General features: G+C 64.4%; 9 protein-coding genes. 5 read left to right on the top strand and 4 right to left on the bottom strand.

Annotation, left to right across the window (positions count from 1 at the left end):
- Positions 1 to 6: 6 nt before the first annotated feature.
- Positions 7 to 945: an ABC transporter permease gene (locus OU994_RS07690; protein WP_281610264.1), complete on the bottom strand. Its 939-nt coding sequence runs from the start codon at positions 943 to 945 to the stop codon at positions 7 to 9.
- Positions 946 to 1,358: 413 nt separating this feature from the next.
- Between OU994_RS07690 and OU994_RS07685 the strand changes: the two genes are divergently transcribed.
- The 3 genes from OU994_RS07685 (at position 1,359) to OU994_RS07675 (ending at position 7,468) form a co-directional block, all read left to right on the top strand.
- A complete protein-coding gene (locus tag OU994_RS07685; protein WP_281610263.1) occupies positions 1,359 to 4,145 on the top strand; it encodes a TonB-dependent receptor in 2,787 nt (928 codons plus the stop codon).
- A gap of 111 nt (positions 4,146 to 4,256) precedes the next feature.
- Positions 4,257 to 4,571 (top strand): hypothetical protein, encoded by a 315-nt coding sequence (locus OU994_RS07680; protein WP_281610262.1) that lies wholly within the window; start codon positions 4,257 to 4,259, stop codon positions 4,569 to 4,571.
- A gap of 122 nt (positions 4,572 to 4,693) precedes the next feature.
- Positions 4,694 to 7,468 (top strand): TonB-dependent receptor domain-containing protein, encoded by a 2,775-nt coding sequence (locus tag OU994_RS07675; RefSeq protein ID WP_281610261.1) that lies wholly within the window; start codon positions 4,694 to 4,696, stop codon positions 7,466 to 7,468.
- Positions 7,469 to 7,603: 135 nt separating this feature from the next.
- On the opposite strand, the gene aroG is transcribed toward OU994_RS07675, so the two are convergent.
- Entirely contained in the window at positions 7,604 to 8,662 is a 1,059-nt protein-coding gene (aroG, locus tag OU994_RS07670; protein WP_131147450.1) for a 3-deoxy-7-phosphoheptulonate synthase AroG, read from the bottom strand.
- A 1,066-nt stretch (positions 8,663 to 9,728) separates the two neighbouring features.
- Here aroG and OU994_RS07665 point away from each other — a divergent pair.
- Together OU994_RS07665 and OU994_RS07660 are read left to right on the top strand one after the other, a co-directional pair.
- Positions 9,729 to 12,596: a TonB-dependent receptor gene (locus OU994_RS07665; protein ID WP_281610260.1), complete on the top strand. Its 2,868-nt coding sequence runs from the start codon at positions 9,729 to 9,731 to the stop codon at positions 12,594 to 12,596.
- Between the two features lie 168 nt (positions 12,597 to 12,764).
- Positions 12,765 to 15,437: a TonB-dependent receptor gene (locus tag OU994_RS07660; protein WP_281610259.1), complete on the top strand. Its 2,673-nt coding sequence runs from the start codon at positions 12,765 to 12,767 to the stop codon at positions 15,435 to 15,437.
- 204 nt (positions 15,438 to 15,641) lie between these two features.
- Here OU994_RS07660 and tldD read toward each other — a convergent pair whose 3' ends face one another.
- Complete coding sequence (gene tldD / locus OU994_RS07655) at positions 15,642 to 17,102, bottom strand: metalloprotease TldD (protein ID WP_281610258.1); 1,461 nt, start codon at positions 17,100 to 17,102, stop codon at positions 15,642 to 15,644.
- Positions 17,103 to 17,203: 101 nt separating this feature from the next.
- Positions 17,204 to 18,016, bottom strand: a complete 813-nt coding sequence (locus tag OU994_RS07650; RefSeq protein ID WP_281610257.1) for a carbon-nitrogen hydrolase family protein — start codon at positions 18,014 to 18,016, stop codon at positions 17,204 to 17,206.
- Between the last annotated feature and the right edge of the window lie 3 nt (positions 18,017 to 18,019).

Below are 18,019 nucleotides of genomic sequence, written 5' to 3'. Positions count from 1 at the left end.
GTCGCCTTATGCCGGCTGCACCCGCGGATCGACGATCCGGTACAGCACGTCCGCCAGCAGGTTGAACACCATCGTGGCGGCCGCCACGTACACGGTGATCGCCTTGATGACGGGGAAATCGCTGCGCTCGACGGCCAGGATCACTTCGCGCCCGATGCCGGGAATGCCGAAGAAGCGCTCCAGCAGGAATGCGCCGATCAGCAGCGCCGGCAGGCTGGCCATCACGTGCGTGATGATCGGGATCGCGGCGTTGCGCAGCACGTGCACCCACATCACGCGCCGCTCCGGCAAGCCCTTGGCGCGTGCCGTGCGCACGTAATCCTGGTTCGCTTCATCGAGCATGAAGCTGCGGTACAGCCGCAGCGTGGGCGCCACCGAGACGGCCAGGCCGATCAGGATCGGCAGCGGCGCATAGCGCAGCAGGTTCTCCGCCAGGCTGTCGCCCCAGCCCTGCACCGGAAACAGCCCCAGCCGGTATGCCAGGCCGTACTGGAACGCGATGATGTAGACCAGGATCGATACCGACATGGCCGCCGTGCACGCCACCATCACGGCGCGGTCGGTCAGCGAACCGCGCACGAAGGCGATCGCCAGCGCCAGCGCGATGCACAGCGCTGTTTCCAGGATCGTCAGCGGCACCAGCACCGTCAGCGATGGCCCCAGGCGCGAGGCGATGATGTGCCCCACCGGTTCGCCGGTGGCCCAGCTCTGGCCGAAGTCGAAGGTGGCGATCTGCTGCACGAAGATCATCAGCTGCACGTGGTACGGCTCGTCCACGCCGAGCTGGCGGCGGATGCCGGCGATGGCCTCGGCGCTCGACATCTTCCCGGCCAGCACATAGGCGGGATCGCCGCCGACCCAGTTGAACAGGATGAATACCAGCAGCACCACGCCGGCCATGGTGGGCAGCATCTGCCACAGGCGGCGCAGGACGAATGGAAGCATGGAGGGGCCAGGGAGCGAAAACGTAACGGTAACGTAAAACCCGGCGGCACGGCGGCACGCCGCCTGCGCCGAATAAAGTTGCTACATGCAAATTTTCGACAAGAAGTGTATCAATTCGTCCACAAGCGTGATCTCCCGACTATTCAACAAGGAAACCTAGAGTTGGCCGAAGATCATTACAGAAGATATCCAAGTGAGCAAAATTGTCACGCTTTGCTTGTCTTTCGATTAATAAAATGATAAGTCGCGCGCGCCGGGGAATTCACTTCGACAACTTTTTATTTGACCGTCACGAACGCGAAATGATTACATGCAGCCTCAAGGAAGCGGAGCGCTTCCTGGACACGAGCAACGGATACGCACACAACGCCGCCTTTGTAGCTCATCAGAAATTATTTGTGGAGGTAGTACCCATGGTAGAGAAAATGATGGCCCGTTCGGTTCGCCTGTTATTCACGGGCGGCCTGATGGCCACGCTGGGCATGGCAGGCACGGCCGCGGCCCAGGACAACACGAACATGCAGCGCGTGGAAATCACCGGTTCGAGCATCAAGCGCGCGACCGCGGAAACCGCGTCGCCGGTACAGGTGATCGGCCGCGAAGAGCTGCTGCGCTCCGGCAAGAGCACCGTTTCCGAATACCTGCAGACGCTGACCGTCGACGGCGCCGGTTCGCTGCCGACCGGCTTCGGCAACGGCTTCGCCGCCGGCTCCACCGCGATCTCGCTGCGCGGCCTGGGCGCCACCTCCACGCTGGTGCTGCTGAACGGCCGCCGCATGGCGCCGTTCGCGCGTGCCGACGATGGCCAGAAGAGCTTCACCGACCTGTCGACCGTGCCGATGCAGATCGTCGAGCGCATCGAGATCCTGAAGGACGGCGCTTCGTCCACCTACGGCGCCGACGCGATCGCCGGCGTGGTCAACATCATCCTGCGCAAGGACGTGCAAGGCCTGGAATTCAAGGCCGACACCGGCTGGTCGCGCTATGACGACGGCAAGCAGAACAAGGCTTCGGTCACGTTCGGCAAGGGCGACCTGGACGAAGACAAGTACAACTGGGTGGTCAACGCCGAGTACATGCAGTCCGACCGCATCAAGAACAGCGACCGCAAGGACCGTGCCTACATCGGCAACGGCGACCTGCGCGCCTACGGCTTCCCGGTCGGCACGCAGTTCGCCGGCGGCTACATCAACGGCACCAACAGCGTCAGCCCGTCGCCGACCGGCATGGTGCGCGACCCGGTCACCACGAACTACGTGAACCTGCCAGGCTGCGCGGGCATCTCGGCCACCACGAACCAGACGGGCGCCAACGGCGGCTGCCTGTACTACGTCGACCAGTGGCGCGACATGCAGCCGGAGATCGAGTCGCTGAACCTGTACACCAAGGGCACGCTGCAGATCAACGAAGCGACCCAGGCCTACGTGGAACTGGGCTACTCGAAGCGCTCGACCGCCTTCATGATGACGCCGCCGTCGGTCACCCCGACCGTGGCCTTCCCGCCGAACGCGCAAACGCCGCAGGGCTTCATCAACTACGGCAATGCCAACCTGATGTCGGCCCTGCACCCGCAGAATCCGTTCGGCGCCAATGCCCGCATGCGCTACATCGCCACCGACATCGGCCCGTCCGAGCGCCGCGCGGACAACGAATTCCGCCGCTTCGTCGTGGGCGTGAAAGGTTCCCTGGCAGGCTGGGACTACGACACCGGCTTCACGTACTCCGATTCCGAGCTGGACCTGGAATACACGAACATGCTGAACATGAACGTGGTTACCCAGGCGCTGTCCAACCCGGCTTCGCAGTACTTCCCGTACTACATCGGCGACCAGGCCCACCGCAACCCGGCCTCGCTGTACCAGGCCATGGTCGTGAACGCCATGTCGCACTCGAAGACCAGCCTGTCCGTGATCGACTTCAAGGCTTCGCGCGAACTGCCGATCGCCCTGCCGGGCGGTAACATCGGCCTGGCAATCGGCGCCGAGCACCGCCGCGAGAAGGTGTCGAACCCGTCGCTGGCCGGTTCCGAGAATGGCTCGATCAACTCGTCCTACGTGGCTGCGTTCGGCGACGCGAAAGTGTCCGCCGTCTACGCCGAGATCCTGGCACCGATCCTGAAGTCGCTGGAACTGTCCGCCGCCGTCCGCTACGACAAGTACGACAACTTCAACTCCACCACGCCGAAGGTCGGCCTGAAGTGGACGCCGATCCGCACGTTCGCCCTGCGCGGTACGTACACGGAAGGCTTCCGCGCACCGGGCGCCGCCGAAGGCAGCTCGTCGTCGCAGTCGACCGGCACGTCCACCGTGCGCGACCCGATCCGCTGCCCGAACGGCCCTGCCGCCGGCGGCGCAACGCAGACCGACTGCGCGATCCCGGTCGCGGCCGTCAAGGTCGGCGATCCGAACCTGCAGCCGGAAACGTCGAAAGGCGTGACCCTGGGCATGGTCTGGGATCCATTCGAAGGCACCTCCGTGGCGCTGGACGGCTGGAAGATCAAGCGTGAAAACGAGATCAACCCGCTGCCGTACAACGAAGCGGCCGCCCTGCCGACCGCGATCCGCAACGACAACAACCTGGTGCAGAACGGCCAGGTGATCCCGAACTCGGGCACGCTGATCCTGACGCAGGCACCGTACCGCAACTCCAGCTTCACGGAGATCTCGGGCGTCGACCTGGACATCAAGCAGCGCCTGCGCCTGGGCGACTACGGCCGCGCCACGCTGGGCATGGTCATCACGCACGTGGCCTCGTGGAAGCGCCAGGAGTCCGCGACGACGGTCTACCAGTTCGCCGGCACGCACGGCAACTGCGACACGTCGAACTGCGCCGGCACGCCGAAGAACAAGGTCAACCTGTCCGCCACCTGGGACATCGCCGCCTTCAACTTCAACGCCAACCTGAACTGGCGCGACAAGATGCAGAACGTGCTGTTCGCCGGCGACAAGTGCGCATCCACGCTGGCCAACGGCCAGCCGGGCACGAAGGATTGCGAAATCGCTTCGTTCACGACGCTGGACCTGTCGACCCGCTACAACGTGAACAAGAACTTCACGCTGTTCGCATCGGTCAACAACGTGTTCGACCGCGTCGCCCCGCTCGATCCACTGACCTACGGCGGCATCAGCTACAACCCGATGGATGCATCGGGCGCGATCGGCCGTTACTTCAAGATCGGCGCAAGCTACAAGTTCTTCTAAGCCGGCATCCGGCAATCCTGAAAGGCGCCCCGCGAGGGGCGCTTTTTTTTTGCGCTGGCGCGCCACCCCGCGCCCTCCGGGACACCGCATCCGGTCCCGCCGGGATACTTCATGCAGACGTTTCCCGACGATCCAGCCGCAGGACCGCCGCGCACGAGGGCTATTTTTGTGGTGATGAAACAACATCACTGCCGGACTTCGTGCCACCGCGAGTCTTCCGCAAGCGCCGCCGCAGAGCCGATATACATTCATGAAATATCCACTTTCATAGCTACCAGCCTGGTCACGCCGCTTTTTGACCATTTGCCAAAACTTGGCAGCGGGCCGTCACTTTTACTTACATCCGCCGAACAAAAATTGACAACAGGCACGTTTAGATGGTTTGATATGCCCCCCGTGATTATTTGTGAGAATCACCGGGGCTAGTGGTTACTGCAAAACAGTTACTTCCAGTTGCAGCATGGGCTGCGCCGGCCTCCGCCCTATCCGGGCGGCGGCCGCTTTGTCGTTCGCAATAACCTGAAAGAAGTTTCATGATTGAGAAAGTATTGTCTCGCTCCCTGCGCGTAATGTTCGCGGGCAGCCTGGCGATGGGCATGCATGCCGCGACCGCGCAGGAAGCCGCCGAGCAGCCCATGCAGCGTATCGAAATTACCGGCTCGTCCATCAAGCGCATCGCCGCCGAAGCGTCGCTGCCGGTACAGTCCTTCAGCCAGAAGGACATCAAGAAGACCGGTGTCACTACCGTTACCGACTTCATCCAGCAAATCCCGGCAATGCAGGGCTTCACGGCGGCGTCCCAGTCCGTCGGCGGCGGCGGCGGCGGCGTCACCACGGCATCCATCCACGACATCGGCGAGCAATACACGCTGGTGCTGCTGAACGGCCGCCGTATCGCCCCGTCCAACTCCGGCACCACGATCGACCTGAACTCGATCCCGCTGTCGGCCGTCGAGCGCGTGGAAGTGCTGACCGACGGCGCCTCGGCGCTGTACGGTGCCGACGCCATCGCCGGCGTCGTCAACTTCATCCTGAAGAAGGGTGCCTCCGACTGGCAGATCGATGCCAAGTACAACAACCCGGAACGCTCCGGTGGCGCATCGAACTCGGTGTCCATCTCGAAGGGCTTCGGCGACATCGATGAAGACGGCTACAGCGTGTTCTTCTCGGCCAGCCACGACGTGCAGAAGTCGCTGAAGGCTTCGCAGCGCAACTTCGCCAGCAGCGGCTTCATCGACTTCACCGACCCGGCCACCGGCAAGGCGCTGATGTTCGCGACCGGCTCGAGCCGCGCGCTGCCGGCCAACGCCGCGGTACGCTACAAGGACGCCAACGGCGCGACCCGCTCGGTCAACCTGAACCCGTACGCCCTGTCGCACAACGGCGCGTGCGCGCCGATGAACGCCAACCTGTACGACGACGGCAACTGCTGGTTCGATTCCTCGTCGACCATCGAGATCAACCCGGAAACCAAGCGTGACGGCGTGTTCAGCTCCGGCGAACTGAAGCTGGGCAACAGCGGCTTCCGCGCGTTCTACGACTTCGCTTTCACCAAGGCCAACGTGCGTTCGGCGATCGCCCCGGTGCCGGCGCAATTCTCGATCGACCAGGGTTCTTCCCTGTACAACCGCTACATCCTGCCGTACCTGACGGCCGAGCAGGCTGCCGGCGTGACGAGCGTGAACGCCAACTACCGCCTGATGGAGATGGGCAACCGTACGTATGACTACGGCACCAAGGCCACCCATATCGTGGCTGGCGTGGACGGCAATGCCTTCGGCTGGGACCTGAATACGGCCTTCACCTGGTCGCGCAACCGCCAGGAACAGGACTACGTGCGCGGCTTCCCGCTGACCGCGAAGTTCGAAGCGGCGATCGACGCCGGCCTGCTCGACCCGTTCAGCTACGGCCTGGGCGAAATGCCCGAGTCGATGCGCAACACGCTGCTGGGCACCGGCTTCTCCGGCCTGGGCCAGACGCAGACCGTGATCATGAAGGGCTGGGATGCACGCGGCTCGCGTGAAGCATTCACGCTGCCGGGCGGCGCCGCCATGCTGGGCGTGGGTGTCGACTACCGCGACACCAACTACCACATGGCCTATGAAAAGGTCGCTGCGAATGCCGAGATCCTGACCGAGAGCGGCGGTGTCGACAGCGGTTACCACCGCGCCAATGCCGGTGCCTATGCCGAGCTGATGATGCCATTGACGAAGGCCCTGGAAATGACCGCTTCGGCGCGCTACGACCGGATCGGCGCCGTCAAGGACAACGTCGGCGGCAAGACCTACGGCGATACCGAAAGCGCCAACACGTGGAAACTGTCGGCCAAGTACTCGGCCACCAAGAGCCTGATGTTCCGCGCCGCGGCCGGCACGGGCTTCCGCGTCGCGAACATGCAGGAAATCGCCGGCGTGCAGGAAGACTGGGGCGTCACCGAAGGCACTTACCAGTGCCCGCTGACCGGCACCGGCCTGCCGCTGGCATCGTACTGCAACGGCGTCGGCCGCACGCAGTTCGAAGCCTTCCGCTCCGGCAACCCGAACCTGGCACCGGAAAAGTCGAAGCAGTGGTCGATCGGCACCGTGTGGGAGCCGACCAACAACCTGTCGCTGGCGCTGGATCTGTGGAACGTGGAAATGCGCGACCAGGTGGACGAAGTGTCCGAATCGCTGATCTTCGCCGATCCGGTGAAGTACTCGTACCTGTACACGACGAAGCATGTCAGCGCCACCGGCGCCGACCAGCTGGCGGTGATCTTCGCCCCGATCAACATCGGCAAGCGCGAGAACCGCGGTATCGACTACGACCTGACGCACAAGCAGAACATCTGGGGCGGCCGCCTGACCAGCCGCCTGGCCGGTACCTACCTGCTGCGCTCGCGCTTCACCGTGCCGGGCACCAGCGACGACTGGACCTCCAGCCTGAACCGCTACGGCATCGACAACAAGGTCAGCTTCCGCCACGTGGTCAAGGCGTCGACCTCGTTCGAGACCAAGCAGCTGACGCACACGCTGACGGCCAGCTACCGCAATGGCTACGCCGACAAGGTGTGGACCGAGGATGACTGCACCGTGATCGTGGCCGGTTCGGCTGGCGAATGCCATGCCGCCGCGCTGCAGGTGCCGAGCTACACCACGTTCGACTACCAGGTGGCTTACCGCCCGCTGTCCAACGTGGAAATCTCGGCCGGCTTCCTGAACATGTTCGACCGCAACCCGCCGCTGTCGCTGCGTAACGCCGGTTCGCACCAGATGGGCTACAACCCTGCCTACTCCAGCGCGCTGGGCCGGCAGCTGTACCTGTCCGGTTCCTACCGGTTCTGATGGACCCCGGGCCTCGCGGCCCGGTGGCCCAATTAAAAAGCGGCGCCTCGTGCGCCGCTTTTTTGTTGCATAACCGCTGGGGACAGTCCCCTCCAGGGGGACAGTCCCCAGCGGTTTTACAACGCTTTTTGTTGTTTATTCGCCCTTCAGGCGGCGCTGGCGGACGGCGTCGGCGAGCTGGGCGAGCACTTGCTCGCTGGCTTCCCAGTCGATGCAGCCGTCGGTGACGGATTGGCCGTACGTCAGCTCCTTGCCCGGCACCAGGTCCTGGCGGCCGGCGACCAGGTGCGATTCCACCATCACGCCGACGATGCGCGTGTCGCCGCCCGCCACCTGGCCGGCGATGTCGGCGCACACGGGCACCTGGTTTTCCGGCTTCTTCGAGCTGTTGGCGTGGGAGGCGTCGATCATCAGGCGCGCGGCCAGGCCGTAGCCGGCGATGGCCTTGCTGGTTTCTTCGACGCTGGCGGCGTCGTAGTTCGGCGCCTTGCCGCCGCGCAAGATGACGTGGCAATCCTCGTTGCCGCTGGTCGACACGATCGCCGAGTGGCCGCCCTTCGTGACCGACAGGAAGTGGTGCGGCTGCGAGGCGGCCTTGATGGCTTCGACAGCGATCTTGATGTTGCCATCGGTGCCGTTCTTGAAGCCCACCGGGCACGACAGCCCCGACGCCAGCTCGCGGTGCACCTGCGATTCGGTGGTGCGGGCGCCGATCGCGCCCCAGGCGATCAGGTCGGCGATGTACTGCGGACTGATCACGTCGAGGAATTCGGTACCGGCCGGCAAGCCCAGTTCGTTGATGTCGCGCAGCAGTTCGCGCGCCATGCGCAGGCCGTCGTTGATGCGGAAGCTGTTGTCCATGTACGGGTCGTTGATCATGCCCTTCCAGCCCACCGTCGTGCGCGGCTTCTCGAAATAAACGCGCATCACGATTTCCAGGTCATCCTTCAACGCCTCGCGCACCTTGACCAGCCGCCGCGCATATTCCATCGCCGCCTTCGGATCGTGGATCGAGCACGGGCCGATGACGACCATCAGGCGGTCGTCCTGGCCATGCAGGATGCGGTGCAGGGCCACCCGCGCGCCGGATGCCGTGGCGGATGCGGCTTCGGTACAGGGGAATTCGCGGATCAGGTGCGAGGGAGGAGTCAGTTCCTTCATCTCGCGGATGCGCAGGTCGTCGGTGCGTTGCATGGTGCTCTCCTGGAAAAATGCGGCTCGAATGGATTGAAAGTCGGGTTCGAAAGTTCGGTTTGAAAGTTCGGGTCTGGAAGTTCGGGTAGAAGTACGGCCAAAAAAAAACCGCCATCGCTGGCGGTTTCTTCGTATCTGCTGGTCTCGCTTGCTTCTCGCTTACGTGCACCGGCCTTTACTCAACCGCCTTGGGGCAGGGAGCCAAAAGTAAAAAAAGCCGGTAAAGAAAACAAAGCGGTGCATGGGATCGAGTCCTTTGAGTGAAGTTCACTATAACAACAAGCTTCGAGTTTTGGCAAGGAATTGTTTGACGGGGCAGCTTGCACGCTTCGCCAGGAGCCCTCATGGCCCAGCCATGTCCATGCGGCGTGCCCGGGAGTGCCTGCCGTATCGCCACCGTGGACAAGCCATGCGGGTCGACACTCGCCATGCGCCCCCTGACTGCCAGATCGCTCCATCCCGGCACACACCGGCGCGGCCATTCATCGCCTCGCCCGGCAGTGCGGTGACCTGTGAGATTGCGCTATCAGAATAAATGCCGCTCCGCCCGATAATGCAGGAGGCCCGGCAAATAACATTCCCCGATCGACCAAATATTGGTTTCTCGATGGTATCGATTTGATAGTCGGTGAGCCGTTCTTATTTAAGGCAGATTTAAGTCTTCTTAAGCCCGGGCATCTGGAGGAGATAGCGACCGGGCCGCCGGAGGGTGTTCTGGATGTTCCGTAACTGCCCTGATCATGGGCCGGTTTGCTTGCAATAGCCGTGCTACGCCACGTCCATCACGCGACATCTTGCAGCAACACAAATCAACTTCGATAAATAACAGTCTATCTGCAGCTAAAAATTGGCGTTAGCGAATGACGTGGGCGAATCTCCCTATATATTTCACCAGAGAATATGATTTTGATATGGGGATATACCACAGCTAATCTCAAAGCCCGCTTACCGTTGCATCTGTTGCGCACAGGAGACATCCGAGTTCCATATGACCGTTAACTCCTATATAACGTTCATTCTCACGAATACAAATGGATACATTTCCGGAGAGTTGAAGATGAAACGAATGAAAATACGCCCAATTCCGGGTGTAGTACGGCGGGCCTTCCCCATCGCGGCACCGCTGTTGATGACGATGCTGACGGCACAGGCGCAGAACGCCCCTGCCACGACCACCGCGCAGCCGATCCAGCGCGTTGAAATCACCGGCTCGAACATTCGCCGCGCGCAGGCCGAAACGGCATCCCCGGTCCAGACCGTGAACCGCGCCGATATCGAAAAATCGGGCAAGACCACCGTTGCCGAACTGCTGCAGACGCTGGCGGTCGACAACCAGGGCTCCGTGCCGACCACTTTCGGCAACGGCTTCGCTTCCGGCGCGTCCGGCATCTCGCTGCGCGGCCTGGGCGCCGCGTCCACGCTGGTGCTGCTGAACGGCCGCCGCATCGCGCCGTACGGCCTGGCCGACGATGGCCAGAAAGTCTTCGCCGACCTGAACATCATTCCCGCGGAAGCCGTGGAACGCGTCGAGATCCTGAAGGACGGCGCCTCGGCCATCTACGGTTCCGACGCCATCGCCGGCGTGGTCAACGTCATCCTGCGCAAGGACTACGTGGGCACCACCGTGCGCCTGTCGCAGGGCCTGTCGAATGAAAGCGACGGCGGCGACACCCGCCTGGCCGTCACGCACGGCGTGGGCGACCTGGAAACGGACCGCTACAACTTCCTGTTCTCGGCCGAATACGGCAAGAAACGGGAAATCTGGAACCGCGACCGTGCCGGCCGTGGCGCCGTCGGCCGCTCCGACCTGCGCGACTTCGGCTTCTCGGCGCAGGAATCGCTGGGTGGTACCGGCGCGATCGTAGACAACAACCTGTCGGGCAGCTCGGTGGTCGGCAACGTGCGCAACCCGCTCACCAACGATTACTACAGCCGCGGCAATCCGGCCGGCGTGGGCTTCACCCGCACCTTCCCGGGCGCGGCCTGCTCGAACTTCACCAACCATCCGCAAGGCGATCCACTGGGTGGCTGCCTGACGGATACGACGCAGGAATACAGCCAGATCCAGCCGCGCCAGGAAACGCTGAACCTGTTCGGCCGCGCAACGTTCCAGCTGAACAAGGACTGGCAGGCCTACGTGGAACTGAACGGCTACCACAGCGATTCGGAATCGTGGTCCACGCCATCGGGCATCAGCGGCAGCGTCGGCTACCCAGGCGGTCCGGTCAACAATGCTCCCGTGTCGCTGGGCGCGACGCACCCGGACAATCCATACTTCGGCACCGCCGCGCGCCTGCGCTACTACGCATGGGACGTGGGCCCTCGCACCAGCGCCATCGAAACGAACTTCGTGCGCGCCGTCGCCGGCCTGAAGGGCTCGGTGGCAGGCTGGGATATCGACAGCGCCCTGCTGTTCTCGCAAAGCAAGACGAATCGTGACCAGAACGGCTACCTCCAGCGCGACGTGGCATTCGCCCTGCTGAACCCGACCGATGCGAACATTGCCGCCGCCAATGCCGGCAGCGCCGCCTACCGCGGCCTGCCAGCCGGCAGCTTCTGGCGCATCGGCGAAAACGCCGGCCTGAACTCGCAAGCCATCTACGACGCACTGTCGCCGACGATTACCAACGATGCCACCACGAGCATCGCCGTGGCCGACGTGAAAGCGTCGCGCGAATTCGGCCAGCTGCCGGGCGGCGCGATGGGCGTGGCCGTGGGCGCGGAGTTCCGCCACGACGAGACCGAGCTGCAGCCGACCTCGGGCACCGAGCGCGGCAACATCATCGGCCTGGGCTATTCGGCCTACGAAGGCCAGCGCAATTCGGCGGCACTGTACGCCGAATTCGTGGCACCGGTGCACTCCACGCTGGAACTGTCCGCCGCACTGCGCTACGACCACTTCAACGACGTGGGCAATTCGTACACGCCGAAAGCGGGCTTCAAGTGGACGCCGGTGCGCAGCTTTGCCCTGCGCGGTACCTTCGCCCGGGGCTTCCGTGCACCGAGCGCGGCCGAGAATGGCCGTGGCGGCCTGGCGGCCTATTCGACGTCGGAAGATCCGGTCCGCTGCGCCCTGCAAATCGAAAGCGCCTGCAACCCTGCTTCCGTGGCGGTGATCACCTCGCCGAACCCGGACCTGGCGCCGGAAAAATCGAAGAGCTTCTCGGTCGGCGCCGTGTGGGATCCGCTGCCGCGCACCAGCATCTCGCTGGACGCCTGGCAGATCGAGCGCAAGAACGAGATCAACCAGGAGACGACGCTGGCGGCGATCGCCGCGGGTAACGTGGTACGCGACCCGGGTTCGATCCAGGCGGGAACTCCCGGCGATCCCGGCCAGATCGTGGCCGTGCTGACCAACTACATCAACTCGAACTCGACCAAGGTCAACGGTATCGACCTCGATGCGCGCACCACGTTCCAGATGGGCGACGCCGGTTCGCTGACGGCCGACATCAAGTGGACGCACATGTTCAAGTTCGAGCGCACCGACCTGGAAGGCAACACGGTCGACTACGCCGGCACGCACGGCAATTGCGACGCTACCAACTGCATGGGCACGCCGGATAACCGCATCAACCTGGGTCTGACCTGGGACCGCGGCCCGCTGCGCCTGTCGGGCGTGATCAACCACCGCGGCAAGTTCGACAACACGCTGTTCAAGGACGATCCGGAAGGCTGCGCCTCCCACTTCTCCGAAGGCGCTGGTGGCGGCGATGCCCCGAACGGTTGCAAGATCAGCTCGTTCACGACGCTGGACCTGACGGCCAAGTACCGCTTCACCAACAAGGCCGAACTGTTCGCCACGATCCAGAACGTGCTCGACAAGGAGCCGCCGCTGGATCCGCTGACCTACGGTGCCGCCGGCTACAACCCGCTGGACTACAGCGGCGCACTGGGCCGTTACTTCCAGGTGGGCATGCGCTACACGTTCTAAGCTACATCGCTACAACAAAAATGGGCCTTCGGGCCCATTTTTTTCACCTGCGATTTGTTGACGATCAATATCGTGTCAAAGTGTTATTGCGAGCTGATGCACACAAGTGAAAACATCGGCTACTTCTGAGCAGTTCCATGAAAACTACTTGAGGAAGAACCCCCATCCATGAAGACCACCCGTCCGCGCCATCCCCGCTTCAACCTCCGCCTCGCTACCCTGCCCCTCGCCCTTGCTTCCCTTGCCACCGCTGCCGCGCCGGCTTATGCCCAGCAGGCCGAGGAAGGCCAGATGGCGCGCGTGGAAATCACCGGCTCGTCGATCAAGCGCATCCAGTCCGAAACGGCCACGCCGCTCACCGTGTTCCGCGCCGAGGAATTCGTCAAGCAGGGCCTGACGACGGCACAGGAAGTACTGGACCGGATCCCGTCGAACCAGAGCAGCTTCGGCGCGGCCAACGCGGTGGGCGGCAATGCCAGCGGCTTGCCGACGGGCGGCCAGGCCACGGCCGACCTGCGCGGGCTGGGCGGCGACAAGACGCTCGTGCTGCTCAATGGCCGCCGCCTGGCCACTCACCCGTACGACGGCGCCAGCGTGGACCTGAACCTGATCCCGGTGGCGGCGCTGGAACGTGTGGAAGTGCTGCGCGATGGCGCCTCCGCGATCTACGGTACCGATGCGATCGGCGGCGTGATCAACTTCATCACCAAGCGCGGCGTGGACCGCGCCACCATCGCGCTGGAAGCCACCTTCCCCGAGGAGACGGGCGGGCGCGAACGGCGCGCCAACCTGACCGCCGGCGGCGGCGACCTGGACCGCGACCGCTGGACCGTGCTGGGCGTGTTCGACTACCACAAGCAGGACGTGATGACGTCGCAGCAGCGGCCGTTCTCGGCCACCGGCGTGATTCCCTCGCGCGGGCTGAACGAAACCTCGGGCACGCCCTTCCCGGGCAACTACTTCGATCCCGTCAGCGAAGTGGCCGGCAACCCTTATTTCGCCACCGGTTGCGACGCGCCGCTGTCCATCCCGCGCGCCAGCGACGGCACCTGCCGCCAGGACTACACGCGCCTGATCGACAACATCCCGGAACAGGAGCACGTCACCGCGTACGGCAAGGCCAGCATGAAGGTGGGCGCCGACCATACCGCGTCCGTCGAGCTGCTGTACTCGGTCAACAACGTCATGTCGCGCACGGCGCCGCCGCCGCAGACCGGCCTGATCCTGCCGGCCAGCAGCCGCTGGTATCCGGGCAATGCGGGCGGCGTGCCGGCGCAGCCGGGGCTGTCCGGCGAACCGCTCAATGTGAGCTGGCGGCCGACCGAGGCGGGCCAGCGCCAGATCCAGTCGAAAGGCCGCGGCACGCGCCTGGTCGGCTCGCTGGAAGGCCTCATTGCCGGCTGGGATTACCAGGGTGGCCTGAGCTTTTCGGTCAGCCGGTCGGAGGAATTGTTCACGGGCGGGTATGTGCAGGACGCCGGCTTCGCCGCGGGTGTGCTGAACGGTATCCTGAACCCGTTCGGCCTGCAGGATGAAGCGGGCCGCGCCTATCTGGCCACCACGGCGCTGCGCGGCCGCGTGCAGGATGCCAAGAACCAGCAGACGGCCTTCGACTTCAAGGCCAGCCGCGAACTGTTCGACATGGCCGGCGGCAAGTTCGCCGTGGCGCTGGGCACCGAACTGCGCCACGAGAAAGCCGACTTCAACGTGAACCGCGATATCGCCGGCCAGGCTGCCAGCTCGGGCCTGTCCGGCTCGCTGTCGAAGGATGGCAGCCGCACCATCCAGGCCGTGTTCGGCGAAGTCGTCGCGCCGTTCATGAAGAACCTGGAAGCCTCGCTGGCCGCCCGCTACGACCACTACAGCGATGCCGGCAGCACATGGAATCCCAAGGCCTCGCTGCGCTTCCAGCCGCACCAGGCGCTGGTGCTGCGCGGCTCGGCCAGTACCGGGTTCCGGGCACCCACGCTGTTCGAGAAGAACGCCCCGCTGTCGCGCAACGATACCAGCAACAGCTATGACGATCCGATCCTGTGCCCGGGCGGCGTGCCGCAGCCGGGCGCCAATCCGCTGCGCGACTGCGACCTGCAGCAGTTCAAGCTGCAAGGCGGCAATCCCGACCTGAAACCGGAAAAGTCGCGCACCTTCTCGGTCGGCGCCGTGTTCCAGCCGGTGCCCGCTCTCACGCTGGCGGTCGACTACTGGGACATCCACCTGCGCGACAAGATCGGCGCGCTGCCGGAACAGACCATCTTCGGCAACTTCGACCGGTACCGCGACCGCTTCCTGCGCTTCCCGGACGGCTCGCCGAACGCGATCCTGGACTTGAACGAGAACCTGGGGAAAGTGGAAACCGACGGTATCGACGTCAGCCTGACGGCGCGCACGCCGAACCAGAGCTGGGGCGGCCTGTCGTTCACGCTGGACGGCACGTGGGTGCACAGCTACCAGTACCAGAACGAGCGCGACGGCGAGTTCATCGAGAACGTGGGCCGCTATGCGGACAACTACGTGGTATTCCGCTGGCGGCACAACATGGCCGTGACCTGGCGCTCCGGCCCGTGGAGCGCCACCGTCGCGCACAACTTCAAGACGCGCTACGACGACCAGAACCTGGTCGATCCGGAGTTCGTCAACCGGGTGTCCTCGTACAGCCTGGTGAACCTGTCGGGCACGTACACGGGCTTCAAGGACATCACGCTGACGGCCGGCGTCAAGAACCTGTTCGACAAGGACCCGCCATTCTCGAACCAGGGCACGGTGTTCCAGAAGGGCTACGACCCGCGCTATACGGACCCGATCGGGCGGGCGCTGTACCTGCGGGGTTCGTACACGTTCTGAACGGACCCTGGCGCTTCATACCCCAACGGCAGAAGCCGGGGTCAGACCCGCCGGGTCTGACCCCAGGGGTTGCTTCGGGGGTACCTGCATGCATGCCGGGTCGCGGGCGAAGTCAAAAACCAGGAACCCAAAAATAGGGACTCTTCCGCATCCAACAACAAAAAAGGCGCCGCGAGGCGCCTTTTTTGTGTGAGCGAAACGCGCTTACGCGGTACCGCCGACGGTCACGCCGTCGAGCCGCAGGGTCGGCTGGCCGACGCCCACCGGCACGCTCTGCCCTTCCTTGCCGCACACGCCCACGCCGGGGTCGAGCTTCATGTCGTTGCCGATCATCGATACGCGGTTCAGCACGTCCGGGCCGTTGCCGATCAGCGTGGCGCCCTTCACCGGGTACGTAATCTTGCCGTCTTCGATCATGTAGGCTTCGCTGGCCGAGAACACGAACTTGCCGTTCGTGATGTCGACCTGGCCGCCGCCGAAGTTCACCGCGTACAGGCCGTTCTTCACGGAGGCGAGGATTTCCGCGGGGTCCTTGTCGCCGGCCAGCATGTAGGTGTTCGTCATGCGCGGCATCGGCAGGTGCGCGAACGATTCGCGGCGGGCATTGCCCGTCACCGGCATCTTCATCAGGCGCGCGTTCAGCGTGTCCTGGATATAGCCGCGCAGGATGCCGTCCTCGATCAGCGTGGTGCACTGGGTGGGATTGCCCTCGTCGTCGATGTTCAGCGAACCGCGGCGGTCCTGCAGCGTGCCGTCGTCGACCACCGTGACGCCCTTGGCCGCGACGCGCTCGCCGATGCGGCCGGAGAAGGTGGACGAACCTTTCCGGTTGAAGTCGCCTTCCAGGCCGTGGCCGATCGCTTCGTGCAACAGGATGCCGGGCCAGCCCGGGCCCAGCACCACGGTCATCGGGCCGGCCGGTGCCGGGCGCGAATCCAGGTTCACCAGCGCGCCCTTGACGGCATCTTCCGCATACTGCGTGAGCAGCTCGTCGGTGAAGTAGCCGTAGTCGTAGCGGCCGCCGCCGCCGGACGAGCCCATCTCGCGCCGGCCATCCTGCTCGACGATGACGGTGACCGACACGCGCACCAGCGGGCGGATGTCCGCGGCCAGCACGCCGTCGCTGCGCACCACCAGCACCACGTCGTATTCACCGGCCAGGCCGGCCATCACCTGCACCACGCGGGGATCCTTGGCGCGGGCGATCTTCTCGACGCGTTCGAGCAGCTTCACCTTGGCGGCGGCGTCGAGCGAGGCCAGCGGGTCGTTCGGCAGGTACAGCGACCGGCCGCCCTGCTGGGCCAGGCTGCCGGCCACCTTGATCTTGCCGGCGCCGGCGCGCGCGATGGTGCGCGTGGCGGCCGCCGCGTCGAGCAGCGCCGCTTCGGAAATCTCGTCGGAGTACGAAAACGCGGTCTTCTCGCCGGACACGGCGCGCACGCCGACGCCCTGGTCGATCGAGAAGCTGCCCGTCTTGACGATGCCTTCTTCCAGGCTCCAGCCTTCGTTCTTGGTGAACTGGAAGTACAGGTCGGCGTAGTCGACCTTGTGCGTGAACATGGTGCCGAGCGTCTTGATCAGCTTGGCTTCGTCCAGGCCGAACGGGGTCAGCAGGACGTCGCGCGCGACGGCCAGCGAAGAAAGGTTCGGTTCGAATGGTTTCATGTTGAATTTCCCGAGCTATGACTGGCTGTCATTGTAGTGGATTCGTGGCACGGCCGCCGCCACCCCGCCGCCGCATGGTGTGCGCTTTACCAGCATGCGCCTTACATCGTCCTGTGCCGCAGCGCCGGCAGCTTCTGCCGCACGCTGTCGATCAGCTCGCGGTCGACCAGCCCGCCGACGACACCCTCGCCTTCCTCGATGATCGCGCGCACCTCGCCCCACGGGTCGATCAGCTGGCTGCGGCCCCAGGTGCGGCGGCCGTTGACGTGGGTGCCGCCCTGCGCCGCGGCCAGCACGTAGCACTGGTTCTCGATGGCGCGGGCGCGCAGCAGCGTGTCCCAATGGGCCGCGCCGGTGGTGTAGGTGAACGCGGCGGGCACCACGATCAGGTCCACCGGCCCCATCGCGCGGAACAGTTCCGGGAAACGCAGGTCGTAGCAGATCGCCATGCCCACCTTGCCGGCGCCCGTCTCGACCGTGCCGACATGCTTGCCCGGCACGATGGTGCGCGCCTCGTCGTACGATTCGCTGTCGTTGGCAAAGCCGAACAGGTGGATCTTGTCGTAGCGCGACACCTGCTCGCCGGCCGGGTCGAACACGAGCGTGGTGTTGAGCACCTTGCCGGCCTCGCCGCTGACGAGCGGCAGCGTGCCGCCGAACAGCCAGACGCCGTGCGTGCGCGCCAGCTCGGCCATGGTCTGCTGGATGATCCCGCTGCCGAGCTGTTCGGCCACGGCCACCTTGTCGGTATCGGCCATGCCCATGATCGGCCAGTACTCGGGCAGCACGACGAGCCCGGCTTCGTTCCCGGCGGCCTGCGCGACCAGGCGGCGGGCGGTGGCGATGTTTTCTTCCACGTCGGGCGTGGAAACCATCTGGACGGCGGCAACGAAGTTGGCGACGGAAGTCATCATGTC

It is taken from the genome of Pseudoduganella sp. SL102, assembly GCF_027856995.1.
GTDB classification, from domain to species: domain Bacteria; phylum Pseudomonadota; class Gammaproteobacteria; order Burkholderiales; family Burkholderiaceae_D; genus Rugamonas; species Rugamonas albidiflava.
Note: the sequence above shows the minus strand (reverse complement) of the source record. Positions and strands in the feature narration are given on the sequence as shown.

Bases quoted from the DNA above. Each gene is read 5' to 3' on its own strand.
- OU994_RS07685 (WP_281610263.1), top strand. From the start codon at position 1,359: ATGGTAGAGAAAATGATGGCCCGTTCGGTTCGCCTGTTATTCACGGGC.
- OU994_RS07665 (WP_281610260.1), top strand. From the start codon at position 9,729: ATGAAAATACGCCCAATTCCGGGTGTAGTACGGCGGGCCTTCCCCATC.
- OU994_RS07650 (WP_281610257.1), bottom strand. From the start codon at position 18,016: ATGATGACTTCCGTCGCCAACTTCGTTGCCGCCGTCCAGATGGTTTCC.
- OU994_RS07660 (WP_281610259.1), top strand. From the start codon at position 12,765: ATGAAGACCACCCGTCCGCGCCATCCCCGCTTCAACCTCCGCCTCGCT.
- OU994_RS07680 (WP_281610262.1), top strand. From the start codon at position 4,257: ATGCAGACGTTTCCCGACGATCCAGCCGCAGGACCGCCGCGCACGAGG.
- OU994_RS07690 (WP_281610264.1), bottom strand. From the start codon at position 945: ATGCTTCCATTCGTCCTGCGCCGCCTGTGGCAGATGCTGCCCACCATG.
- aroG (WP_131147450.1), bottom strand. From the start codon at position 8,662: ATGCAACGCACCGACGACCTGCGCATCCGCGAGATGAAGGAACTGACT.
- tldD (WP_281610258.1), bottom strand. From the start codon at position 17,102: ATGAAACCATTCGAACCGAACCTTTCTTCGCTGGCCGTCGCGCGCGAC.